This window comes from Planktothrix sp. PCC 11201, assembly GCF_900009135.1.
Lineage (GTDB): Bacteria > Cyanobacteriota > Cyanobacteriia > Cyanobacteriales > Microcoleaceae > Planktothrix.
On sequence record NZ_LT797705.1, the window covers coordinates 122,964 to 146,351 of the forward strand.

At 42.2% G+C, this 23,388-nt stretch carries 7 protein-coding genes; 4 read left to right on the top strand and 3 right to left on the bottom strand.

Annotation, left to right across the window (positions count from 1 at the left end):
• Positions 1-88 precede the first annotated feature (88 nt).
• From PL11201_RS16760 to PL11201_RS16770, 3 genes are read left to right on the top strand one after another with little or no spacing between them, the layout of a single operon-like run.
• Entirely contained in the window at positions 89-1,405 is a 1,317-nt protein-coding gene (locus PL11201_RS16760) for a restriction endonuclease-related protein (RefSeq protein ID WP_079680048.1), read from the top strand.
• Positions 1,398-4,907, top strand: coding sequence for a pPIWI_RE_Z domain-containing protein (locus tag PL11201_RS16765; RefSeq protein WP_079680049.1), 3,510 nt, complete (start codon positions 1,398-1,400; stop codon positions 4,905-4,907). The genes PL11201_RS16760 and PL11201_RS16765 overlap by 8 nt, the downstream gene beginning before the upstream one ends.
• Positions 4,897-7,707, top strand: a complete 2,811-nt coding sequence (locus PL11201_RS16770) for a pPIWI_RE module domain-containing protein (protein ID WP_079680050.1) — start codon at positions 4,897-4,899, stop codon at positions 7,705-7,707. The genes PL11201_RS16765 and PL11201_RS16770 overlap by 11 nt, the downstream gene beginning before the upstream one ends.
• A gap of 58 nt (positions 7,708-7,765) precedes the next feature.
• Here PL11201_RS16770 and PL11201_RS16775 read toward each other — a convergent pair whose 3' ends face one another.
• The 3 genes from PL11201_RS16775 to drmD form a co-directional block, all read right to left on the bottom strand.
• Positions 7,766-13,186: a DEAD/DEAH box helicase gene (locus PL11201_RS16775; protein ID WP_079680051.1), complete on the bottom strand. Its 5,421-nt coding sequence runs from the start codon at positions 13,184-13,186 to the stop codon at positions 7,766-7,768.
• A gap of 357 nt (positions 13,187-13,543) precedes the next feature.
• Positions 13,544-18,754, bottom strand: a complete 5,211-nt coding sequence (locus PL11201_RS16780) for an Eco57I restriction-modification methylase domain-containing protein (RefSeq protein ID WP_079680052.1) — start codon at positions 18,752-18,754, stop codon at positions 13,544-13,546.
• Complete coding sequence (drmD, locus tag PL11201_RS16785; RefSeq protein ID WP_200816797.1) at positions 18,754-22,011, bottom strand: DISARM system SNF2-like helicase DrmD; 3,258 nt, start codon at positions 22,009-22,011, stop codon at positions 18,754-18,756. The genes PL11201_RS16780 and drmD overlap by 1 nt, the downstream gene beginning before the upstream one ends.
• A 345-nt stretch (positions 22,012-22,356) precedes the next feature.
• Here drmD and PL11201_RS16790 point away from each other — a divergent pair, with 345 nt between their 5' ends.
• A complete protein-coding gene (locus PL11201_RS16790; RefSeq protein WP_200816798.1) occupies positions 22,357-23,373 on the top strand; it encodes a reverse transcriptase domain-containing protein in 1,017 nt (338 codons plus the stop codon).
• The last annotated feature ends 15 nt before the right edge of the window (positions 23,374-23,388 follow it).

The following is a 23,388-nucleotide window of genomic DNA, read 5'->3' on the forward strand; positions in this document are numbered from 1 at the left end:
CATAATAGAAACATTGAAAAATTTTATTGACACTCTGGGGAAGCGGATGCCAGAATGATTTGCATCCATTAGATATGGAGGAGTGGCGATGAAAGTCACCCAACATCGAGAGAAAATTTTGGAAGCGCTGCGAGAGTGGTTTCGTATTCAGAAACAAGCACCCACCCTCGAAGAATTATGCTTAGAACTTGGAATGCAACCGCGTCAAAAAGCAACGGTACAACGCTGGTTACAGACAATGCGTGGTATTGATGTCCAATGGGAAGATAATGTCGCCCGTAGTCTGCGCCTACTTTCCGACGACCCTGAAGTCGAACCTGGACACCAAATATCTCTAACGGAAACTTTCCGATATTTAGCAACGGGACTGGGAGAGTGGGAAAAGCTAGACCCTGAAAAAAGAAGCCACATCCCGCAAGCGCTTCGCATCGGAATATCTCGAATGTATCTAACCTCTTTACTGCAACAAGATGAGCAAGTCCCCTCCGGTCTTCCCGAATTCTTTGGGTGGGCAAAAAATCCTGTGGTTGGGTGGAAACCTGCTACTGAAATGAAATATCTTTCAGAAGAAGTTTCCTTTATTGAAGATGGTCTACTTTCCGACTTCGCCACCCAATGGCAAGTTGAAGGATTTGATGTAGACAGACAGGTACAGGAAAAAATTCTGCAAGATGTTCTTGAAGATTGCCGAGGATATCAACGAGAAGAAGAATACCGCACTTTTCGTAAATTAATTATTGAACATCCTGTCCTTTCCTATCCCGAATATCGCCGTCTTCTATCTTCTTCATCCCAACTTAAACCTCTCCGAGATTTTTTACTAAAAATCTATGTTGATTTAGTTTATTTAGCAGAAGAAAAAACTTATCATTTTTGCCCTCGTTGTAAGTATGTCATGCGTTCCCGTCCAGATGGAAGTTATAGTTGCCGAAACATGACTTGTGAACGACTCACTGCCAAACTTAAGCTGCCACCAATCCCGCCAATTTCTAAGGATGAAGCACTCACTTATAAAGCCATTACTCCAGGTGTCCATCGCTATGGAACCATCCCAGGAATTTGGGAAATTCAATTAGCAGAAACACTCACAAAAAAGGGAATTCGCGTTACTCTATGGCCTCAAATTGATGAATTTGACTTACTGGTTGAATTTGGCAGAAAAGTGCGCTGGGCAATTGATGTTAAGGATTGGTCTTATTTGCATGAAGAACGTTTGCAGTCCGTACAATATCGTCTTGATGCAACTGAAACCTTTGTCGTCTTTCCCGATGAGCAAGAAGAATTCCTCAGAATTAAGGTGAGACGTCAAGAACTAGAACCTGAATTAAAAGGTGTGCGTTTAATGTTAATGAGCGAAATTATTAGACTCGCTCAAAACAAAGTGGAGAAAAAGAACGATGCGTAATATCTCGAAATGGAGTAAAGATTTAAGGAAAGATTTACGAGAATCAAATGACTTAAATGATTATGTTATTAACAGTTTACCTGATGTTGAGTCTAAAGTCCGACAACAAGAGCTTCAACGACTTGCAAAACTTATTGCTGAAGTAGAATTAGGGCTAACCTTGCTGCATAAAATTGCACCAGAAGAACCTGCTATATCCGTTTCAGCGTTGACTTCAGGTTATCATTTTCCTGTCTCAATATTTTCCGATGAAAATTGGCAGCTTGTCCAAAAAGCTCGTTTTTATCTGATTCATCGTAAGGGGAGTCAATGGGAACAAAGTTTATCAGAATACATCAATATTCCAGAAACAATCCGAATATTTCAACTCACAGATATTAACGATAGTCCTGTCTTAATTCCGACCACAATTTACACCCATCGCTATTCTTTTTACAAAGATAAATTATCAACAATACCCTCTCATAGCAAACGAAAAATTAAACTTGCTTCTACTGGCTATTGGTATGCAAAAATTTCTAACAAAGGTCATGCAGCCGTAGAAGTTCCTATCAATATTCCCGAAGCAGTTGCTAACCTTGATTTGTCGCGAAATGTAGCGTTTAATCACATACGTCAACAAAACAATCTTGCTCAAACTATCACTAAAGAGGAGTTGATCAGTTCAGCCAAAGAAATGGATGCTAAATTAGCTGAATGCGGATATGAACCGGAAAATTATTATAGCCGACTCAAAGAAATTAACTGGCGACTTTATCACGAATCAACTGATAATTTTTGTGATCAAAATCAAGAACTCCAAATAAACAAATTGCTCCATATTGTCGGTTTATTGAATGTGGGTAAATCGACCTTGCTTGAAATTCTGATTTACTCTCTCGCTAAACAAGGATATCGCTGTGCTTTAATTGTAAATGATGTGGTGGCACAGGTACGACTGGCTTCTTTACTTTCCCATGGGTTAGGCATTCCTGCAACTCCGATTCTGGGAGGCGATCGCTTTCAACAATTAAAAAAAGTTTACGAACCTATTCTATCCACAAAAGGAGAAGAAATTTACCAAGGAGCAACCCATCCGGCGTGGCGTTGGTTTAATCCGATTTGCCCATTATTAGCATTAGTTCAAGCTGAAGATAAATGGGAATTCGGTGCTGAACCTTGCCATAGTCTTTATCAAAAAGGAACTTTTGTTAATCAAAATGATGCTTTAGATGAAGAAGAAGAAGGAGAGGCTGAAGATAAATATACCTGCCCTTTTTATTACCAATGCCCCCATCATCAATTAGAACGAGACATTGTACAAGCTTTAGTGTGGGTGTTAACTCCAGCTAGTTTTATTCACACTCGTGTTCCTCGCCAATTGTTAGAAGAAAAACTAACTTTTGCTGAAGCAGTTTACCGTGAATGTCACTTTCTTTTTATTGATGAAGTGGATCGAGTACAAGTGCAGTTTGACGAAGCGTTTGCACCCGATGAAGTGTTAGTGGATGCTTCTGGAAATTCCTTATTAAATCAATTAGGAATTAAATTCGCAAATGCAATTTATAATTCTGATCGTCGCCCCCTAGCCGATAAACTGATTGCAGATGCCAAGAAAGCCAATGATTTTGCTCAAATTGCGACTGATATTATCCTGCCTAAACTGCACAATCAACCTAAACTGGTGGAATGGTTAGGCTCAACTCCGTTCACAGGTCGTTCAGTCTTTGCTCATATTATTCGAGATATTTTGGAACCTTCCTCAGAAAACGATAATCAGCAAACCCAACCTAAACTTACTCGCAGTGAACGCAGTCAACAACGACGAAAACGCATTGAAACGGGTTTACCTCCACTTGAAGAACGTCAGCGTCGCAAACAACTGATGCAGACCCTTGAGGGATTTTTGCAAGCTCCTCTCAATCGTCGTAAAGGAGGAGAACTATCAGATTTAGCGTTTAGCTTACTCAGTGGTGAAAGTGATCGGGTTGCATTAGCTGAGATAGGAGGCTGGTTAAACCGATGGCTAGACGCTGTGAATATTTCTCTGACAGATAAAACCAAGTTTGACCAAGCGACGCGCCATTTACATTTTGCTATTCTGGTGACAGTGCTGGCGAATCGATTAAGCTTTGTGCTTGAGCATTTGAGTGGTTTAATGCGATCGCACGTGATCGACTTCCACGACACTAGCTTATCCCTTGTCAATCGCCCACCCCATGACTATTTAGCCATTGTCCCCTTGTCCCCTGTTGGGAATATCCTCGGCTTTCGATATACGAGTGATCACCGCAGTCACTCCGGTGGCAAGCTAGAATATTTCCGATATGTTGGGGTCGGTCGTTATTTACTGCTAAATTTTCCCACCCTATTTCTAGTAGACGATTGGGATGGCCCCCATACAGTGCTGATTTCAGGAACCAGCTACGCGCCAGGAACTCCGGCTTATCACATTCAATCTCGTCCTACCATCTTGCTAGAACCTGCCTGTAATAATAACCAAGCGGGCGATGTGGGAATTGGTGAAAGTGAATTTTTCTTTACTTCTCAGCAAAGCGACGGGAAACCCATTGCTTTATCGGGACTCCCGCCTGCGGTACGCAAAAAAGCCGTTGAGCAGATGGTTAAGGCGATTTGTCACAGCCCTGGACAAGCCGAAAACTTCCTTAATCTTTTATTTGAGCGGTTAAAAGAGTTAGAAAAGAACGATCCCAAACGGTGGAGCGATCGCCAACGTTTACTCCTAATTACTAATAGTTATGATGAAGCAGCCCTGGTTGAATTGATCTTAAAACCCCTCTACCGCCTTGAACAAATTGATAGTATTGCGGTACTGCGTCGTGATAACTCGCCTACTGATTTAACGGGTATTCGTCGGGGTAAAATTCGAGATTTAAAAGCACTCCCAACTCAAATTGTTGTTGCACCATTGATGGCACTAGAACGGGGTCACAATATCCTTAATAAGGATCGAATTGCCGCGTTTGGAGCCGCTGTTTTCTTAAGCCGACCGATGCCTGTTCCCGATGACTGGCAAACAACAGTTCAACAACTCAACAGTTGGGCGATAGAAAAGGCAGAAAACCCTAGTCTTTATGAAGCAATTAATAAACGTGGCGAACCTTTAACCCTAACAACTGTACAAAGTGAATTCTACAAATATGCCAAGGCAAAAATGCTCGATTTAAACTGTCGAGCGATGTCTTTCCAACAGTTAACGGATGATGAACGTTCTGTTTTGTGTTGGACTCAGTTAGTAAGTATTTGGCAAATTATCGGGCGTTTGGTTAGAGGGGGCGTTCCCTGCATGGTTCATTTTTTAGATGCTAAGTTTGCACCTAAATCCGCAACTGATGAACAGGATAGTGAAGCAACCTCTGTGTTAGTTGCCATGATCAAACTCCTTAAAAAAGAGGTTGAAGGGGAAGAAAAACGACCCTACGAGAAAGTTTTAGCACAAGCACTCTACGGCGCTTTCTTAAACGCACTTGAACAAACAAAGGACTTAGATTATGACATTTAAAACAATTCTGCCTGGAGCATGGGAACTCACTCAAAAAGTAGAATATAACCTTTTTTCCCTGGTTGTTCCGATCGCATGGCAACAAGTAGCTAAAGCTATGGCTCAAGAGCGTGTCAAGCTGCGGAAAAAAGCTTATTCTTCTATACCCGTTCGTTCTCTTGACCGCATTATTGGAGCGAGTTTTCCCAATATTATTCAAACTAGACGTAATGGTTGGCAATATCCAGGTCAGCCTTGGATATTAGCAACAGAACCAGTTGATTTATTGTACTTACCCCAATTCATTAAAGATTGGCTTCGAGAAGAATTTAGTCAGGATTTAGGAGAAGAGGAAGTTAATTTAAGACTGGATACTCTGGATGATCAAGCTTGGAATTGGGGAAAACAATCCACTCCTTATTCAATTTGGAATCTACCCCAAGATAATAATAGTCTCGATATTCCTTTCCGCGCCCTCCCTGATTATCTTGCTAAGGAATTTCTGAAACAACCAACGATTTTATTTCACGGAGATAAGGTTTCCTATCCGCTTACATTCTACCGAGTGGTTAATTTTAATCAAGGATCTGAATTAATGTCATGGCCACCTCAGAGAGTTCCAGTTACTAAATCTATTGATGAGGCATACATCTCATTTGTGATTTATTTTAAATTACAAACCATTCCTTGGCGCAAGGAACCCATTATTTACCATCAACTTTCAATTCGACGCTGGATTGTAGAACCACTTAATAAATTTCCGTATCCCAGAATAACGATTTTTATAGGTGATGATCATCGCTGGTTAGATGGCGTTCCCCAACCCTTTTGTTTTATGCCTTTATTCATTGAACAAAAGATGACACAACAAAAAAGACAACCTCAATGGTCAACAGCAATTAGTGAGCTTCTTAAGATTAATGATTCCCCACTTCCTGACCCCCATGAACTCGCAGAAAATCCCAGATATGACTGGTCAGAATTCGGTGAAAATCCCCAGGGAATACAAGCAGCAATTCCTTACAATACTCGACATCACGGTGAATATCCCTGTTTAGCGGGTGTGAGTCCTAAAGATTTAGCGAGTCTTGATCAAGCGATTATAAATAAGATTGAACAAGAAAATTTTCCTTTACGTCGAGTGGGTTCTGGTATTAAGATTTATGGTAATTCTAAGGCTCTCTGGGGAGAAGGAAAATCTCAAAAAAGAGGTGATCAATCCCCAAAAGAACGGGATGATTTTTCAACTCCTATGTTACGCCCTTCTTTAGTTAGAGCAGCTTTATTAAATACTCCAGAAAATTTACCCCACACCATTCTAATTCTTTGGGAAACTCAAGACTTGAAAAATGCACTCATTGCTGAAATTTGTGAGGTACTGAACTTATCCCCCAAAGGTGAACCCCAAACGTATCAAACTTCTTATCAAGTTCAAGGGGAAGAAACGATGTATGAAGGAGCGTTAGGAACTGTAATCATCAAAACCCAACATATTCAAGATTTAGCGCAAAAACTTGATGTTCATAATCCCTCAGTTCCAGGGAAAAATCGACAACAAAAAAGAGTGAATTTAATGGAGGAAAGAATTGAACAAATTAAATTATACTTACCGAAAACAGGAGATAAACTGAGCGGTGCATTAGTCGAAATTAGACCCAAAGAATCATTTTTTCCACGTGAATCTGATCCCAAATTAGCATTACGAATCGGAGTCATGCAAGCTGGCTATGTTAATCAACATATTCACCCCTTAATAACCTATGTAAATAAAAAGGGTGAAGAATATACACCCAAGGGGGCTGATAATCGAGTTCAAAGTGCTGTGGCGGACTTATGGCGACAATTGGGAATTCTACTGACACCTTTAATTGATACTAAAAGTATCGATTCAAATCGATGGCTAACGTGCTTTTATGTTCTCCGTCGAACTCGAAAAACAACAGCAACTAATGTTCCTTCTACTGTTGCCATAATGGTAAGAGTAAACCCAATAACCGGAATTGTACAAGTTACGACTCCTTCTTTATTCAAAACGGAAGGATGGGTATCTTATCCCATTGGACTTGGATACCTCATTACTGAAAAATGGGATGTAAATTCTGATGTTGATGAAACAACCGATGACAGTAGCGAAGAACAAAAATATAGCAAAAAACAACAAGAACAAAAACTTCTTAATCAATTCGTAACAAACTGTCTACGAGATTGCTTAGGAACACCCATTGAACCGGAAAAACTTCCCCGTGTCCTTTTTATGGCGGAAGCCCAAAATGCGCGAACCATGTTAACCTGGTTGCAAAATCCTAAACTTCCAGCTAACAGTTTACCGAGTGAAGTAAAACTTTTGACAGAATCAGAAAAAAACCGTTTATCAATCGTTCGATTACGCTCAACAAAAAATAGCGAAGTTCCTGTTAGTATTGTTGAGGAATCTGTTGGGAGTCGAACCAGTGGGTTATTTCGTTGGGAAAATATCTGTGATTTGGAAAATACAACCCTTTATCTGAGTATGAGAAAGTTGTTGAAAACAGAACAGGGTTTATTACGTCAGCAGGAGTCTCGACTTGATAATGGAAGCAAACAAGCGGGGAATCCTAAACCTTTAGAAATAGCAGTTGTTTACTCTCCAGAAATTGCTCCAGACAAATTAGCTTGTTTTATTCATGATCTAAGAGATCGCTGGCCTTATTTTGCTGATCAAGTTTCGCTACCGTTTCCGTTTCCATTTGCTACTTTAGCATCTGAATATGCTGTGAGCGCTAGGGATGAAGTAAAATCAACTGATAATGAGTTGGAAGAATCAGAAGAATTTCTGGATTAAGAAATTTAGATTGGGCTGACCCAATACACTTGTTAACATTTCACTTAAATTCCCAAAATTAACCTTCAAACCAATCCGAATTATCTCGAATCTTAGTAGCAGCATCTTTACTCAATAAAATTCGAGCAATGCGGAAGAAATAGGTTTTCATGGCTTGACGATCATCTAAAGAACCAACGGGAATTTCAAATACTTCATAACTGCGATTGCGTAATTCCTCTCGAATTATGCGATCGCGTTGGTGTCTCTCTGGATCACCATGAAGATGGCGACTCATCCCATCCAAATAAATACAAATTCCATCAGAACGTTCTGATGGATCTTCATAATAAAAATCGACTGTTGTTGTTCCCAAAGGTTTTCCTAACTCAATCGGATGTTGAGCAATGGGTGTGGAAAAACCTGCCGATTCTAACATCTTTTGTAGACGAGTTTCTTGATTATTAACAGGTTGTTGCTCTGAACTTTTTTCAAGATTGGGTAATTTTGGGGGAATTTCATGGCTAAAGCTTAGATGGTGTCCCCAACGATTTAATTTGTCTACCGCTTGATGGCGGTTTAAATAGCGGTGATAGTAGGAATTTCGATAAGTAAATAAACAATCAATACAAGCACTATTACAAGCACTAGGACAGTGCTGCACCACCCCTAACGCGGCTGAAGTAATCTCTGGCCATTGATCAATAATTTGTTCTAGGAGTCCTGAACCTCCTGGCATCGGATCATACAGTAATACATCCACTTTTTCTAAACCCGGATGAGCGATCGCTAATACCTGTAAATCTTCTAACTCCATATCCAAAATTAGCGACGCACCGACTCGAATCGCCTCGGCAATACTATAAGCTTCTTCACGGTTGGCACAATCTTGTATACTAAGAGCATCCGCTACCACATCAGCAAAAAAACCGATATTTTCAACCGATTGACCGCAACGTTCTTTATGGTGACTCGCAAAATTATCTCGGTCAGCTTGGGACGCTAAAGGAGAACGACTTTGACCACAAACCACACACACCGGATAGCCTAGCGTTCCATTGTAAACCAGATTCGCAGCCCCAACATTGACTAAACGCAGGTGTACCCCAGAACGAAGTTGTAGGGTTTTCTCTCCCCAGTGGAACGCTTTCCCCCCACTATGACGATGTTGTTCATAACCCATCACCGACACCGCTAACTGAAAGCGATAATCTTCTTCATCGGTAATGTGGGACTGATGGGGAAGATCCACATCGCAAATTGGAACAGCTTGTAAAGCGGCGACTCTTAAGCTGGAATGAATATTAGGATTGGATATTCCAATTTCAGAAATCGCTTCATTGGCGACATCTACTTGAAACAAGGTAATTTGCTGTTGGGGTTCTAAATGGTAGAAGCGAGGCACAAACCGATTACCATTGGCATAAATTAAATTACCCGGAATATATTCCCGCAGGGCGATCGCAACGGGACGAGACAGTTCAAAATCCGATATACCAACTAGGCCAGGGGGAACTTGAGCCGTCCCTAACACTGACCCCACTTCTAAACCATAGCCTGGGAGAAAGCCTTCTGAGGCGAGAACGCTGTAGGTATTGGTATCATCATAGCCTTCTGCTTCCCGTTTTCGGCGCGATTGAATCCCTTTGAGTCGCTTCACGAGGCGATCGCACCGTTGCCTCAGTGCGTCTTCATCGAGGTCTAAAGTGCCTTTGCGTTCACGCACCGCTTCCAGACGTTTCACTTGAGCTAAAGCCCATTGTAGCCGTCGCCAGAGCCTTGTGATCACCTCGGTGAGTTTTTTCCCCATATTGGTAATATAGTTTTGTAGGACTGAATCGGTGATCACCGCCTGGGCTTCAGTCGGCCATCCTTGGGAAAAAACTTGCTGAACAGCGTTAAACAAGGTGACTTCATACTGACTAATTAATGTGGTCAAACAACTGACATCTAAGGGGTCAAGGCGAACATGACCATTTTCATCAAATAAATATTTCTTAACTTGACTGGGAAAACACAGCTTTAAAATCGGTGTAATGTCATCGGGGTCAGATTTAGCCGCCAGTTGATGCAATGCCATGAGAATAGTAGCGTGAACGTGCTTTTGCACCATTAAGTTATTCCGTAGGTTAAAACGGGGCGGTGTAATTAAACCTTGGAGTAATTTTAGCGGTTCATTAAAATAGGCACGATCATGGCTGGCTTGACGGGCATAGGTTAAATTAACAGCCATCCGATGTTCTCGCCCTGCTCGTCCGGCCCGTTGCCAATAGTTGGCGGGTAACGGGGGGACATTTCGCATTAAAACCGCATCTAACGCCCCAATATTCACCCCCAGTTCTAAGGTTGGGGTACAGACCAAGGTATTAACCTGTTCATTTTTCCCTTTGAACATCAGTTCTAAGATTTCTCGTTCAGCAGCAGGAACTTGGGCAGAATGTTCACGGGGGCGGATGGTGGCAAACTGTTGATCTAATACCATCAAATCGTAATCATCCCCACTTTCCCTTTCAAATTCTAAGTTTCCTTTACAACGCCATGCCATACAAACATCATGAGGAGTGGGGCGAATATGGGTGCGACGGCACAAGTTACACCGATAAATCCCTCGATGGGGAGTGAGGCGCAGTTTATCGGCATCAATTTGGCGCACACCAGCACAACGGGGAACCGCTTTCTTGCCCCATCCGGTCAGGGTGACGGGGACGAGTAAGCGTAACTCTTCTGTCAGGAGTTGCCAGAGTTCCTCAAAAAATTCGGGGATGTCGTCTTTGGTAACGCCCCAACGTTTAGCGGCTTGACGGGCTAAGGTGTCCCCTTTATCACTCAGCCATTGTTGAACACGGTTTTTATCATCTCCAGGTTCCCGTTGCAGTTTCAACGCTTTGGGAACTCCTTGTAACAGGGGAAGATAGCCACGCTGGATCTCAAAATCTCCCTCTTGCCAGAACCGCGAGAAAATACCTTCTTCCTGATCTAATAATAAACTTCCTCGGCGGGTGACATCTAGTAAGGAGGCAACGCCACTCATTAAAAGATCTGGGGTGATCCTTAATCTTTTTGCCCATTTCTCGATAAACGATAGGGTAGAAACTAACCCTGCATATTCCACCTGCATCCGTCCCCAAGGTTCTAACCCGATGCGCTGCTTGACTCCGGTTACAACTTCACGGAGTACCTGAATTCTTAAAAATCGTTTACGTTGTTGGTTGTGGTAGACGCCTTCCGATTCTTTGCGGTGAACCCGCCACACTTCGGGGACAAGGGTGCGACTGAGTTCGTCGTCAGCTTCTAAGAGATGATCGAGATAGGCGGTTAAATCTCCAATAGAAACGGCCCCTTTTTGAATCCGATCATACATGAGGCTACGGAGACGGTAACGACGGGCGTGGTCTTGCATCCATCCGGCTTGAAAGGCGGCATCTTGACGGTTATCGGCAAAGACTAATAAGCGCCGATGTTCGGCATGGTGGATCATGTTTTGGGCTAAGACATGAACATCGGAAACCGCGACGGCGCGAACATTACGGGTAGGTTCTCGGAACCCCCCGACACTAAAACGTCCGAGAGCACCGCAGGTCACGCAACTGGTTAGTTTTCCAGGGTGTTTGGATTTCTGGCGGACAGCGAATAAGGGGATTAAGTCAACGGGACGGCTACACCCCCCACAGCGCGTTTGCAGTTTAGATTGGGTTTTAGCAATTGCATGGACTGTGCCACAATAGCGACAGAACCCCATCTGCACAGTTGATTTAGGAAAGGTGGAGGGATCGGTTTCTAACCGGGAGGCTTCGGAGTCTTCTTCGTCATCTTCAGTGACAAGGCGATCCAGAAAAATGACGCGATCGCCGCCTTGATCCAGATTGAGAGGTTTCCAAATTACTTGCTGATCAATGAGTTGACCGCCTTCGGGTAATTTATCAAAGAATTTAAAATCAGCTAAATGATGAATAAAATAATGTTGTCCGCAGGTGGTACAGGTGGTGACGGCCAACCGGAACAAGTTATCAGCTTGTTCGGCGACATCTCCGGCGGATAACCACAGTTGGGGACGAGCGCTATTTTCGGGAAAAGTAACAACCGCCCCCCCGACTCCTCGAACAAAACCATGTACCACCGGACGCAGCAAAGGGCGATGATTTTGGCGAGATGCTGCCCCCAAAGCTAACCAAGCTAACACTTCCGCTTCTGGGACAACCCGCCCCACCCGTCGCTCTAAATCAGCAATTAATTCTGACAGTAAGCGAGGGGTCTTTAAGGCTTGGTTGAGTTGATAAACTAATTCATTTACCGCTAATTGTTGATAAAGGCTTTCTTGCCAACGCTCCACTTCTAAAGCTTTTCCCGTCATGGCTTGAAAAGCTGCATTCACTAAAAATCCAGCTTGTTCTCCGGCTTCTACCGCCGTTAATATATTTTTTAAATGAGATGCCGGGTTATCGGGCAGGGGTTGGGGAATGTGTCGGGTGGTTTCCCAGAGGTCGAGTTCGTATTCTTCAGTGACTAAAATTACGCTATCTTTGGTAACACCAAAAAAGCGGGAAGCAAAATTTCGTCCAATATCTTTTCCCTGTTGGGGGTCGGTTAAGGTGGCGGAGGTGGCGATACAAGTGGTTTCACTGGCGGTTTTCCCACAAAAGCTGCGTAAACGACGAATTAAACAAGCGGTTTCTGCTCCGACTGCTCCGGTGAAGGTATGGGCTTCATCAAAAACGAGATAATCTAATTGAGCGTTATCAAATAATTCTACATCTTGTTGACGGGTGAGGAGCAGTTCTAATTGTTTAATATTCGTCAGGAGAATTTGGGGCGGTGTTTTCCGCATTTCTTCACGGGAGATTTTTTCTTCGGGGGGATAGACGGCGTAAGCTTGTTTTTCGTTTTGGGCTTTTTTCAGTTCATTTTCATAATCAGCGTGTGAAGCACCTTTTTTTAAGCGTTTTCCAGGTGCATCGGCGGTTTTTTCGGGGGTTTTGCCGACATACATTCCAAAGGTGACACCGCTTCCGGCTAGAAAGTCTCGTAAACGTCCGAGTTGGTCTTCTGCTAAGGCGTTCATGGGATAAACAATAACGGCCACAATACTAGGGGCGGCTTGTTCGTCTCGCAGGTGCAAACAGTGGCTAATAATGGGATAGAGGAAACATTCGGTTTTACCTGAACCTGTTCCTGTGGAAACTAAGGTGGTTTTACCTTGGATAATGGCGCGGATAGCGGTTTCCTGATGTCCGTAAACGTTGGGGTACTTCTTGGTAATATTTTCGAGATAAGGGTGTAAAATGCCTTGATTAATCAGTTCTGTGATGCTCAACCCTTTTCTAAAGCTGCTACTCAGGCTAATATACGGCCCTTGAAATAGGGGCGTGCGTCGGGTTTCTTCTAGGTTGAGAAGTTGACGCATTTGGGCGTAGAGGTGACTATCGGCGAAAGGATAGGCGGTGAGTTGATATTTGAGAAAGTCGCTGATGACTTTTTCGGTATAGGAAATAGGGTTGAGCATTGCCCGTTTTGGCGGATAAAAATAAGCTAATTAATATCCTATCATGAAGGGAATAGGGACAAATATTTAGGGGCAAACACGGGGGAATCGGCCCCCTAAATCCCCCAATATTGGGGGACTTTAACAGATTTTCCTATTCCCCCCAATTTTGGGGGGTTAGGGGGGCTATCTAGCGCTTGAGGGAGAATCGGCCCCCTAAATCCCCCAATGCTGGGGGACTTTAACAGATTTTCCTGTTCCCCCCAATTTTGGGGGGCTAGGGGGGCTGATAGCTACGCTTGAGGGAAAATTGCCCCCTAAATCCCCCAATGCTGGGGGACTTGAAGAAATTGTCCTGTTCCTCCCAACATTCCCTATTCACCGTTTTTTCCCTTTGGGTTTTTCTTGGATAATATTGCCAAATAAATCAACATTTAAAGGATTTCCAAATAAATCTGTGGGGGGTTGATAGTTGGGGTCACTGGGTAACAGTTGGGAGGAGGGGGAAACATCTCTTTTATCGGGTTCGGACGCTGAGGAACTCCCTAACAGCCGCTTCAGGTTCTCGGCGTGTCTTTCGCATTCTTGCCAAGAATCTTCCGGGGTTCCTTGCAGTTGCCAAGGTAAAAACCGTTCTCCGAGTCGGGCGGCGACGGGTTGGGGGTGTTTGGCTCGGTCGTCTTGTCCTAAGTTATAATCGGCTAATCTCAGGGTTTCGGGGAGCATCCAGCCTTCGCCGTCGTTGAGGTTGAGGAAGGTTTCCAGTCCCAGGCGTTTCAGGTCGTGGAAGGCGACGAGGGATAAAACGGGGTGGCGCAGTTCGGGGTCTTTTTCTTTATCGACTCGCCAAAAGCCTTTGGGTTCGAGAGTACGGGCAAATTTTTTATCACAAACTTGGGTGATGGGATAGTCGCAGTCTCGCAATATCCAGGCAAAATCTTCGATTTCTAATCCGTACAGTTCCGCTACTATTGCATCTAATATACAGCGTAGGCGGAGGCGTTCATAAGGGGTTATTGCCCAGAGTTGATACCAGTTACAGCAAGTTGAAATAATTAATCTTAATTTTATCCAATCATTAGCAAAAATTTGATGGGGAATTGCTAAACTGCTAATAATTCTTAAAATAAATTTTCTAATACTAACAAGCTTCTCTGGTTTAGGTAAAACAGTCTCGGACATGAGAAATTCACTCATATTTAATCCCCCTAACCGCAAGCGAATAGGGTAATCAAATGCAAAACTACTCAAGAAACCTACAATTGTTAAACAATCAATTAATGAGCGGTTGATTTTTTGGTAAAAGGAAACACTATGACCTGCGGGAAAAAGATTAAGGTAAGTGCAAATTGTTGTACGGGTATTAGTTGATGCACTAATTGGCATATAGGCAATTTTTGGGTAAGGGTATCCATTAGATGAATCGTATAAATCTTGTTTTTTCATTAAATATTGAGGTTCAATAACTTTATTATCCCAAACAATATCTCGCCATACAGCCGTTCTACCTTTACCACTTACCCAACCTTTTTGGCTAAAATCAAATTGATCAATCATCCGACCTTCATACAAAGGTAACGTCACATCTTCAACATCATCAATATAAATCGCTTGACTTTTATCAACCGATAAAATTAACCCTTCAGGACGTTCTAAAATAGAACCTGAATCCTCATAAATTTGCCAATTTCCCTTTAACCAATGACCATATTCATCAGGATGATACCCTTTCGCTTCCCATTGGGGACGGGGTGGAAATAACTTAGAATCACTGGTCATGTGAAACTCAGTCGCGTATTGTATCCCCCAACCTTGAGGACTATCATCACTGAGTAGCACACCGTTAGCATACATTTTTTCTAATATGTCTAAATCTCGGTTTGATTTTATTTCTAATAATGCTCCGGTTTTGGGGCTAAATTTAGTAATTTCCTGAGCAGGTAAAGATAAATACCCCTCTGAGTTAAGAATATCTGTTTCTAATTCCTGCGCTTCGGGTGAATCTCCTGGCCCTAACCGAAAACGAGTTAAAATAGCAGAGGTGCTACCTCCTTTATTAATAGTAAAAACAATCATTTTATTGCGGTGATCAATATCACCAAACACAAATCGCTCATTTTGAAAAGAATAAATATGTGTCCACTGACATTGATTTAAAAATAATTTGCGTAAATCTCCCGTTCCTTTATCGCTGTACAGACCCGAAGGAATAATTAAACTACAATAACCCCCTTCTCGCAGTAAAGTATATCCTAACTCTGAAAACATTTTATAAGTATTAATATCAGCAGAACCTTGATATAAAAACGGATGATTTGGTTCTGTATAACCTTTGTGTTGTCGCCGTTTATTCCGCCATAACTCATGTAAATAGTCGCTTTCTTTGGCAGATCGTGATAAACTAAATTTATCCTTACTTTCGGCAGGATCACCAAAGGGAAACCCGACATATTTTGTCCAATTTGCAAGTGCTTTTAAGCGATCGCAATAGGACAACCAAGCCTTTTCAATCTCTGGATTTTCCCTAAAATATTCTAATTGCTTATCTAACGCTTCTTGCTTCCCATACGTCCGATAAAGCGGATCAATATTCGAGAAAAATTCCATCGAGTTTGGTTTCTGAATTTCCCAAGGAGGATTACCAATTATTGCATCAAACCCCGCACCACTAGCGATAAATACATCAGGAAACTCTAATTCCCAGTGAAAAAAGCGATAAGATGCGGCTAACTTCTCCACCAGTTTTCGGGTTTCTTCGGGAGGATCAAAAAACCGATTAGGAGTGGGTGCATAATCTAAATTATCCCCCGACCAAAACCACACCGCACACCAACTATCAAAAGCAAATTTTAAAATTTGTATCGCTTCATTGTCTCGAAATTGTTGTTGATAGATATTTTCCTTTTGTTCTTCCGAGGAATAATCAACCGGAAGTTGATGTAATTGTTGGAAAATCTGTTGCGCTTCATTGTGAATCACATCAGGAGGAGAAGGTAACTTAAAATTAGCATAAGCTAAACGGGGTTTACTCGGATCTAACGCCTCCAATACAGTTTTTAATTCATTTTTAACAATATCATTCCTAATTTCCTTAATCTTCTGATTCCATTTATCCCCCTTCTGTTGTAACTCCCCTTGTTTCTTCCCTTTTGTACTCACAAACTCACGGAAATGATGAATAAATCGCTCATGGTTGACATCACCGCCATCACGTTCCCACGCCATCACCGGATAATCTTGAAAACGGTCAAACCAACACCCGACTAAAGCATTTCCACATTTTATTTTATGGTCAAGAAAACTAAAAGGTAACTGTTTATCCATCGTTTCCACCCATAAAGATAAACGCGCTAACTCCACCGCCAACGGGTCAATATCCACCCCATAAATACAGCGTTCTACAATATAACGTTTTAGTCGAGCTTTTAGTTTTTCCTCAAAGTCTCCCGCATCGGGTAAAACGGGTAAACTTTCCTCAAACATTGAATTAGTTCCCCGTCCATCGGGTAAACGACATAAAGTTTTATCCCCATGTTTCTCAATACAAGCATAATAATGTAAACTTTCCGCTAAAGCATCGGTTAAAAAGCGCAACGCACTCACCACAAACGACCCAGAACCGCAAGCGGGGTCACAGACTTTTAAATTTAAAATCTCGGCTGGAGTTTTCGGACTCCACAGCGAAAAGTTTGCCTTAAAATCCGGTTGACTGTTATTATCAAGGGGAGGATTATATGCTAAAGGAAATAAAGTTCTGCGGACAGTCGGTGTCGTCAGTTCCCGACGGGTGTAAAAGGTTCCTGACCCTTTGCGGGTTCCTCCCCAACGGACTAAAAACCATTCTCCAGGTACAATAATTCGACTAATTAAATAATTAGCCGTTTTTTGAATCTGCTGTTGATAAACCGCTAAAGCTTCTGCTTTTTTACTTCTGGGTTTTGCGACTAATTTTCCCGCTTCTACCGCCCGCATAGCCCAATTAATCGCCCGTTCTCTAATTGCTTGATTACTCTCCATTTCAGTCAGGGGTTCAGAACTTTCTAATATTTCCTCATCCTGGGTGATCAATTCTTCAGAAGTGTCTAAGTCTTCTTCTATTTCTTCACTACTTTCTATTTCTGAATCTTCCTCGGTTTCTATTTTCACACTTTGCTTAAGTTTTTCAACTAAATTGCTTAACTCTGCATCAGTCATGGCTTCTAAACGCGCCAAGGGTAACGCAGGTTCATCTCCTAAATTGAGAAAAATAATCGGGTCATTTTCCCCCGCTTGTCGTAACTCAAAATCTAATAATCCTTCATACAAAATCCCGATATATTCTGAGGATAAATCAGAAAAATCCACAGGGGCTTCAACCCAAGTGGTACTCCGTCCTTGACGGACTTTAATAGAACTGCGGGTTAATAATTCTAAAATATGATAAACCACCGCATCCGAGGGCGTATGTTCAAGATTTTCAAACTGTGCTAACGCCCGTAATATTGGGTCTTTGGCTTCGTGATTTCCAGGGGTAAACAATCCACCCCCATAACGGGGAATGGGTAAAGCTTCGTGATAGCATCCTTGAGAAACTAAACGAAATAATCCTAATAATCTCGGCCATGCACTAAAGGTATTTCTTAAGCGTTCTTTCGCGCGACCTCCGGCTAACCGTTCTAATTGTTCTCGTAGTCCTTGAATACCATAGGAGTTATGATAAATGGGATTATTTCTCGGTAATAAATCCCGTGCTTCTGCAAATAATATCACCACACAACGCATAATCATCCGTGTGGCGGCAATATAAATGTCTCGGTTTTCAATCTCTGGTGTTTCTGAAGCAACAACAAAGGATTCTTTAATTAGTAATTCAACCGCTAATCTAACTCGTTCTCCTAAAACGCTGGATAATTCTGCTTGACCTTGACGAGATGCTAAAATTGCAGCAGTTAACAAACAATAAGAATTCGGTTTTTCGGGTTGAAGGGCGACATCCCCTAATAATAATCGCAGGGCAACGACTTGTAAACTCGGTTCTCCTTCTTCAAACCATAACTCAATATCCCATTCACACCACGCATCATAATCTGACCCCGCATGAATTAACCGCCACTGGCGACCATTGGTTAATAAGGCGATTTTTTGATTGGCTTTGCGTAACCATTCAATTACGCGAGAAACCGCCCGTCGTCCTTTCCCAATACCTAAGCGTGCCACCATACGACTTTCAACATCCGCAACAAATACGGGTAACAGTCCCCCTTCGGGATGTAACCAAACGCGATTCGGTTTAATTGATTCTTTGGTAATCGCCTGTTGTGTCCAACTGCGATCAACGGCGTTCCCTTTCACCCAATAGGCTTTTGTTAGTTGTAGCACATCTTCTAAAACCGTATCGAGTAAAGCAGTAATCGCTTTTTCATCTCCACTTCTAACCCGGTTTACATCCCGTCGCAGTCGATCTTCAATATAACGGGGTAAACACGGAATATCCTTAATAAAAAACTCGGCTAATTTTGAAGGTGCTATCAATAACCCGCCATGTTTTAAAGATGCCCACCAACCATAATCTTGACCCAGAAATTGGGTTTCTTTAGATGTTGAGATCATCATTTTCCCTCCGGTAGTCGAATTTCAACGGTTACGGGAAAAATCTGAACTGTTCCCCGCAAACTGTAACGTTTGGGTAAAATTCCTTCTAAAACCCGGGTTTGTTCTTGTTTGAGAAAATCCAGTAATTCCTGATAGTGACTGCGCCGCCGTTTGAGTTCATCGTCTAAATTTCTCAGCCGTTCTTCTTGCGATCGCCGTTCTTCTGCAAATAAAGTAAATTGCTGCATTTCATCTAACAATTGATTTCGTTCTTTTTCAATTTTCTGAAGACTGGTTTCTTTGATCGCTTTTTCCACTTCAGCAATGCGAGATTTAAACCGTTGTTTTTCTTCCTTTAGGGCTATTTCTTTTTTCAATTTTAGTTGAGTTTCTAAATTGTCGGTTAACTGTTCTCCCCAGTGCTGAAAAATCTCCCGCACCTCTATAGAAACGTCGTCCCAAATTTGACGCGATCGCTCAATTTCAACTTCCCCAATTGTTCGATCAATGGGGCGATCCTCCAAGGGCGGACAAGCCGGTAAAAGTTCCCCTAACTCACCATTTTTAATCGGAAATCGCAGGGTTCTCACCCAATGATGGAATGGTTCTCTTAGTTCATTCACGGCTAATTCTTCCACTGTTAGTAACAGTAACCCATCAACCTCTGGGGGAATTATACCATACCGCACAATCCAACGGCTGACTGTTTGATAATCCATTCCACCTGGAAATCTTGCCCGTGCAAATAAAGCGAGTGCTTGATGAAATAAGGGATGTCCTAAATGCAATAATACGGTATCTTTAGCAGGGCGAAACACGGGGCGATTATTGCGATTTTGGATAAAATGTTGGGGGTCAAACACAATAGCAGGTAACGCCCCTTGCTGTCCTTGATTCGTTTCTAAACGTAAATGATCATCAATTAACGCTTCCCATTTCGGAGGGATGGGAATTTTTAACCGCAGTTTCCCTTGTTCATCTGGCCCCTCAAATCTGGGCAGTCCAATGCCTAACCCTAACGCTATTTCTAAGGTACTTTTTAAGGTATCTGGAGTTAAGTCAATTTCCCGTTCAAATTGTTGCAGTTGTTCTTCGTAGTCGGTTCCCGTGTCGATTTGAACGGTTCGGAGAATTTGAGTCCGATGGCGTTGTTTTTCCACCGCTTCATCTAACTGTTTAACAATCAAATTCGTATCTTCAAAATAAATAAAACGCCGTTGAAAGGCAGCATCAAAGACTTCGCCCATTGATCCTAATTCTTCTCGAATTGTATTGACTTTATTCACAACATGAGCTAAGAATTTTAAATCAGCATCATCTTCACTGGTAAAGTGAAAAACAATCACATCTCTGGCTTGTCCATGCCGATCTAAACGGCCGTTTCTTTGGTCAAGGCGGGCGGGATTCCAAGGAATATCATAATGTAAAATTAGATGGGCAGTTTCTTGTAAATTCAATCCTTCTGAAGCGGCATCCGTCGCCACTAAAATCCGAATTGGATCATCAGGATCGTTAAAGGCTTGTTTAATATCTTCCCGTTCTTGATCCGGTAAACCGCCATATAATACTCGAATGGCTTGAGGATATTTTTTAAAAGTTTGTTTGAGGCGACGTTCTAAATAATCTAATGTGGTTTTATATTCGGTAAAAATAACTAAGCGTTCCTGTTCAATCCATTCATTGCCATTTCTTAAAGATTGTTTAATTAATTTTAGTAACCGTTCCCAACGTTCATCGACAACGGGTTCAGAACAGAAATTTTCCTCAAGCGTTAAATTTAATTGGGCTAAACTATCATCAATTCGGGCAATTTCTGCGGTTAAATCAGGAACAAAGGGTTTTAACCAAGCCCCTGTGGTTTTAGTGGCGTGTTGCAGACGTCCTTCGGTTTCTCGATCATCATCTAAATCTTCTAAGGTTGCCCGTTTTGCCGCTTGAACTTCGGCAACTTCGGCGGATTCTTCTTGAGCAATTCCTTCTTTAAATCTCAACCATGATTGAGCAAAGGTAGAAGGACAAGATAACAGTCGTTTATTGAGGACTTCTAGGGCAAAGGAACCCGCTAATTGATCGGTTTTTTTAGAGCGTAGAATTAACGTTTTAACCGCAACTCGAAATTCTGCAAAGGCGGCAGAAAGTTGTTTTTCTAAACTGCTAAAATAAAGGGGGATGGGTTCAGGAATGCGATCGCAAAATCGAGGGGTGCGTTCCGCTTGTTCATCAAGTTGATTAATTTCCCGTTTGAGACGTCGCACCACGACTTCAGACACCCGTTGTTTGAGATCCTCTGTCCAGTCATTGGTTTGAATAAACCTTACCGGGTCAAGCTGTTCTAATAATCCTGAAAAACAGCGAGTATGACCATTATGAGGAGTGGCGCTTAAAAATAATTTATGTTCAAACCAAGGGGAAATTGCCCGCAACATTTTGGATAAATCACTATCTTCTCCAAAGTTAGAGGGCATTAAATTATGGGCTTCATCAACAATTAATAAATCCCAAGGCAATTGAGATTGATTTTGGGGTTGTCCACAAGCTGCCCGAAACTGTTCTAAAACATCGGGTTGTCGTAAATAATGATAGGAAGTGATAATGCGGGGATAGGTGCGCCAAGGGTTGGCATCGAGTCCGAGACGTTTTTGCAGGGCGTGGGTTTCGGGACGGTCAATAATATCAAAGGTGAGAGAAAATTTGGTTTTCATCTCCTGTTGCCATTGTTTCCGCAGGGCGGCGGGACAGAGAATCAAGACTCGTCGAATTCGGCGCCGCAGCAATAGTTCTGTTAAGATTAAACCCGCCTCAATCGTTTTCCCCAGTCCCACATCATCGGCGAGTAACAGGGAAATACGGGGCATTTGCAGGGCTTTGAGGAGGGGGACAAGTTGAAAGTCTTCGATTTGAACCGCCCCAAAAAACGGCGAAGCAATGGGAAATTGAGCTAAACTGCCATCGGGGTTGAGAAAGGGTGAAAGGGCTGTCCAGCGAGTCGCCCGTTGCAAGGCGTCAAAGTCGGTGGCGGACATCGGGGGTTCTGTGGCGACTTGGGGGAGGGCAGTGGGTTCTAATAAGGTGGCGTTGAGTTCCCGTTCCCAGATAATAGTATCTTCGGGGATACCGTCGGAGTCGGTATATTCTAAGCGAACCAGATGCAGGCGCCCTTCTGAGGTTCCATCAAAGGGGTCTACGGAGGTGACAAGGGCGCGACGGTTTCGGACGGTGGCCAGCATTCCGACTCGGGGCAAAAAGGTTTGGGTTTTTAGTCGCGTCGTGGTCATAATCAGTGGGTGTAAGTTTTTTTAGGGGTGCACGGCAATATTATCCATTAGTAAGATGATTTCATGTCGCACGCGGTTCGTGTCAGCTTTGCTGTTTCTACGCCTAACTATATCTAACCACTAAAGCCCTAGTAAAAACTGGGGCTTTTTTAGTGCGGTCGAATTTAATTAATTTCCCTAGCGAGTAGGGAGACAAAGGAGAAATTTATTTTGACAATCTGATATCACAAATGAAAAGGAGAGGAAGAGGCTCTTTCCATATCAATGTCATGATCACTCTTAAATGTTTCTCTCAACTTGAATGTTGATAAGAGTAAATTGAAAGTAAATTATATCAATAATTAAATGATGTCCAAAAAAGTATTAACCAATTTTCAAGGAACTCAGTATTTATCATCAACTGCAATTATTAAGAAGTTTCTGAGCTTAGAAAACTTTTATAATGCTTGGGAAAAGGTGGCTGGGAAACGTGGTTGTGCAGGAATTGATGAAGAAACTCTTGAAGATTTTAGCCGAGATCTCAGAGGAAATCTTTCTCGTCTCAGAGATGCTGTGGCAAATTGTATCTATCAACCCCTTCCTTGTAAACAGGTTTTAATTCCTAAAAAAAAGGGGAATTGGCGAGAACTAAGAATCCCAACGGTGCGAGATAGAATTATTCAACACGCTTTATTAAATGTTTTGGCTCCTGGCGTTGACTGTAAATTTTCTAGGGCGAGTTTTGGTTATCGTCCTAATCTATCCTATATTAATGCGGTTGAACAAGTTGCTCAGTGGCGAGATTTGGGTTATTACTGGGTTTTGGATGCAGATATTACTCAATTTTTTGATAATATTCAGCATGAACGGTTATTAAGAGAAGTCAGGAAACATATTGACTACCCCGGAATTTTATGTTTGATAAAAGCTTGGATTTCGGTTGGGGTAATGACTAAAAATGGGCTAGTTAGGGCTGAAAAAGGAGTACCTCAAGGGGCTGTTATTTCTCCTTTAATGGCTAATATTTATTTAGATGAATTCGACAAGATTATCATGGCATCAGATATCAAATTGGTGCGCTATGCGGATGATTTTTTAGTTTTGGCTAAAACTAAAGAACAGATTATTCACGCTTATTCAATTGTGCAATTCACGCTCAATTCTATGGGGTTAATTCTGAATCTTGAGAAAACACAAATTACTCATTTCTCACGGGGATTTCGGTTTTTAGGTCATGGTTTTGTAGAAGATAATATTTTCCCTCTTGAATCTTCTAACACTGAAAATATATCTCCCAGCTTCAAGAGTAATAGAGCTAGAAAAAAAACTTTCAATAACCCATCTGGGAAAAAAATTAGTCCTCCCTTCCCATCTCAATATTAATTTCAATGGTTTTAG

Excerpts from the sequence above, each read along its gene's own strand:
- PL11201_RS16760 (WP_079680048.1), top strand. The coding sequence starts at position 89 with ATGAAAGTCACCCAACATCGAGAGAAAATTTTGGAAGCGCTGCGAGAG.
- PL11201_RS16765 (WP_079680049.1), top strand. The coding sequence starts at position 1,398 with ATGCGTAATATCTCGAAATGGAGTAAAGATTTAAGGAAAGATTTACGA.
- PL11201_RS16770 (WP_079680050.1), top strand. The coding sequence starts at position 4,897 with ATGACATTTAAAACAATTCTGCCTGGAGCATGGGAACTCACTCAAAAA.
- PL11201_RS16775 (WP_079680051.1), bottom strand. The coding sequence starts at position 13,186 with ATGCTCAACCCTATTTCCTATACCGAAAAAGTCATCAGCGACTTTCTC.
- PL11201_RS16780 (WP_079680052.1), bottom strand. The coding sequence starts at position 18,754 with ATGATCTCAACATCTAAAGAAACCCAATTTCTGGGTCAAGATTATGGT.
- drmD (WP_200816797.1), bottom strand. The coding sequence starts at position 22,011 with ATGACCACGACGCGACTAAAAACCCAAACCTTTTTGCCCCGAGTCGGA.
- PL11201_RS16790 (WP_200816798.1), top strand. The coding sequence starts at position 22,357 with ATGATGTCCAAAAAAGTATTAACCAATTTTCAAGGAACTCAGTATTTA.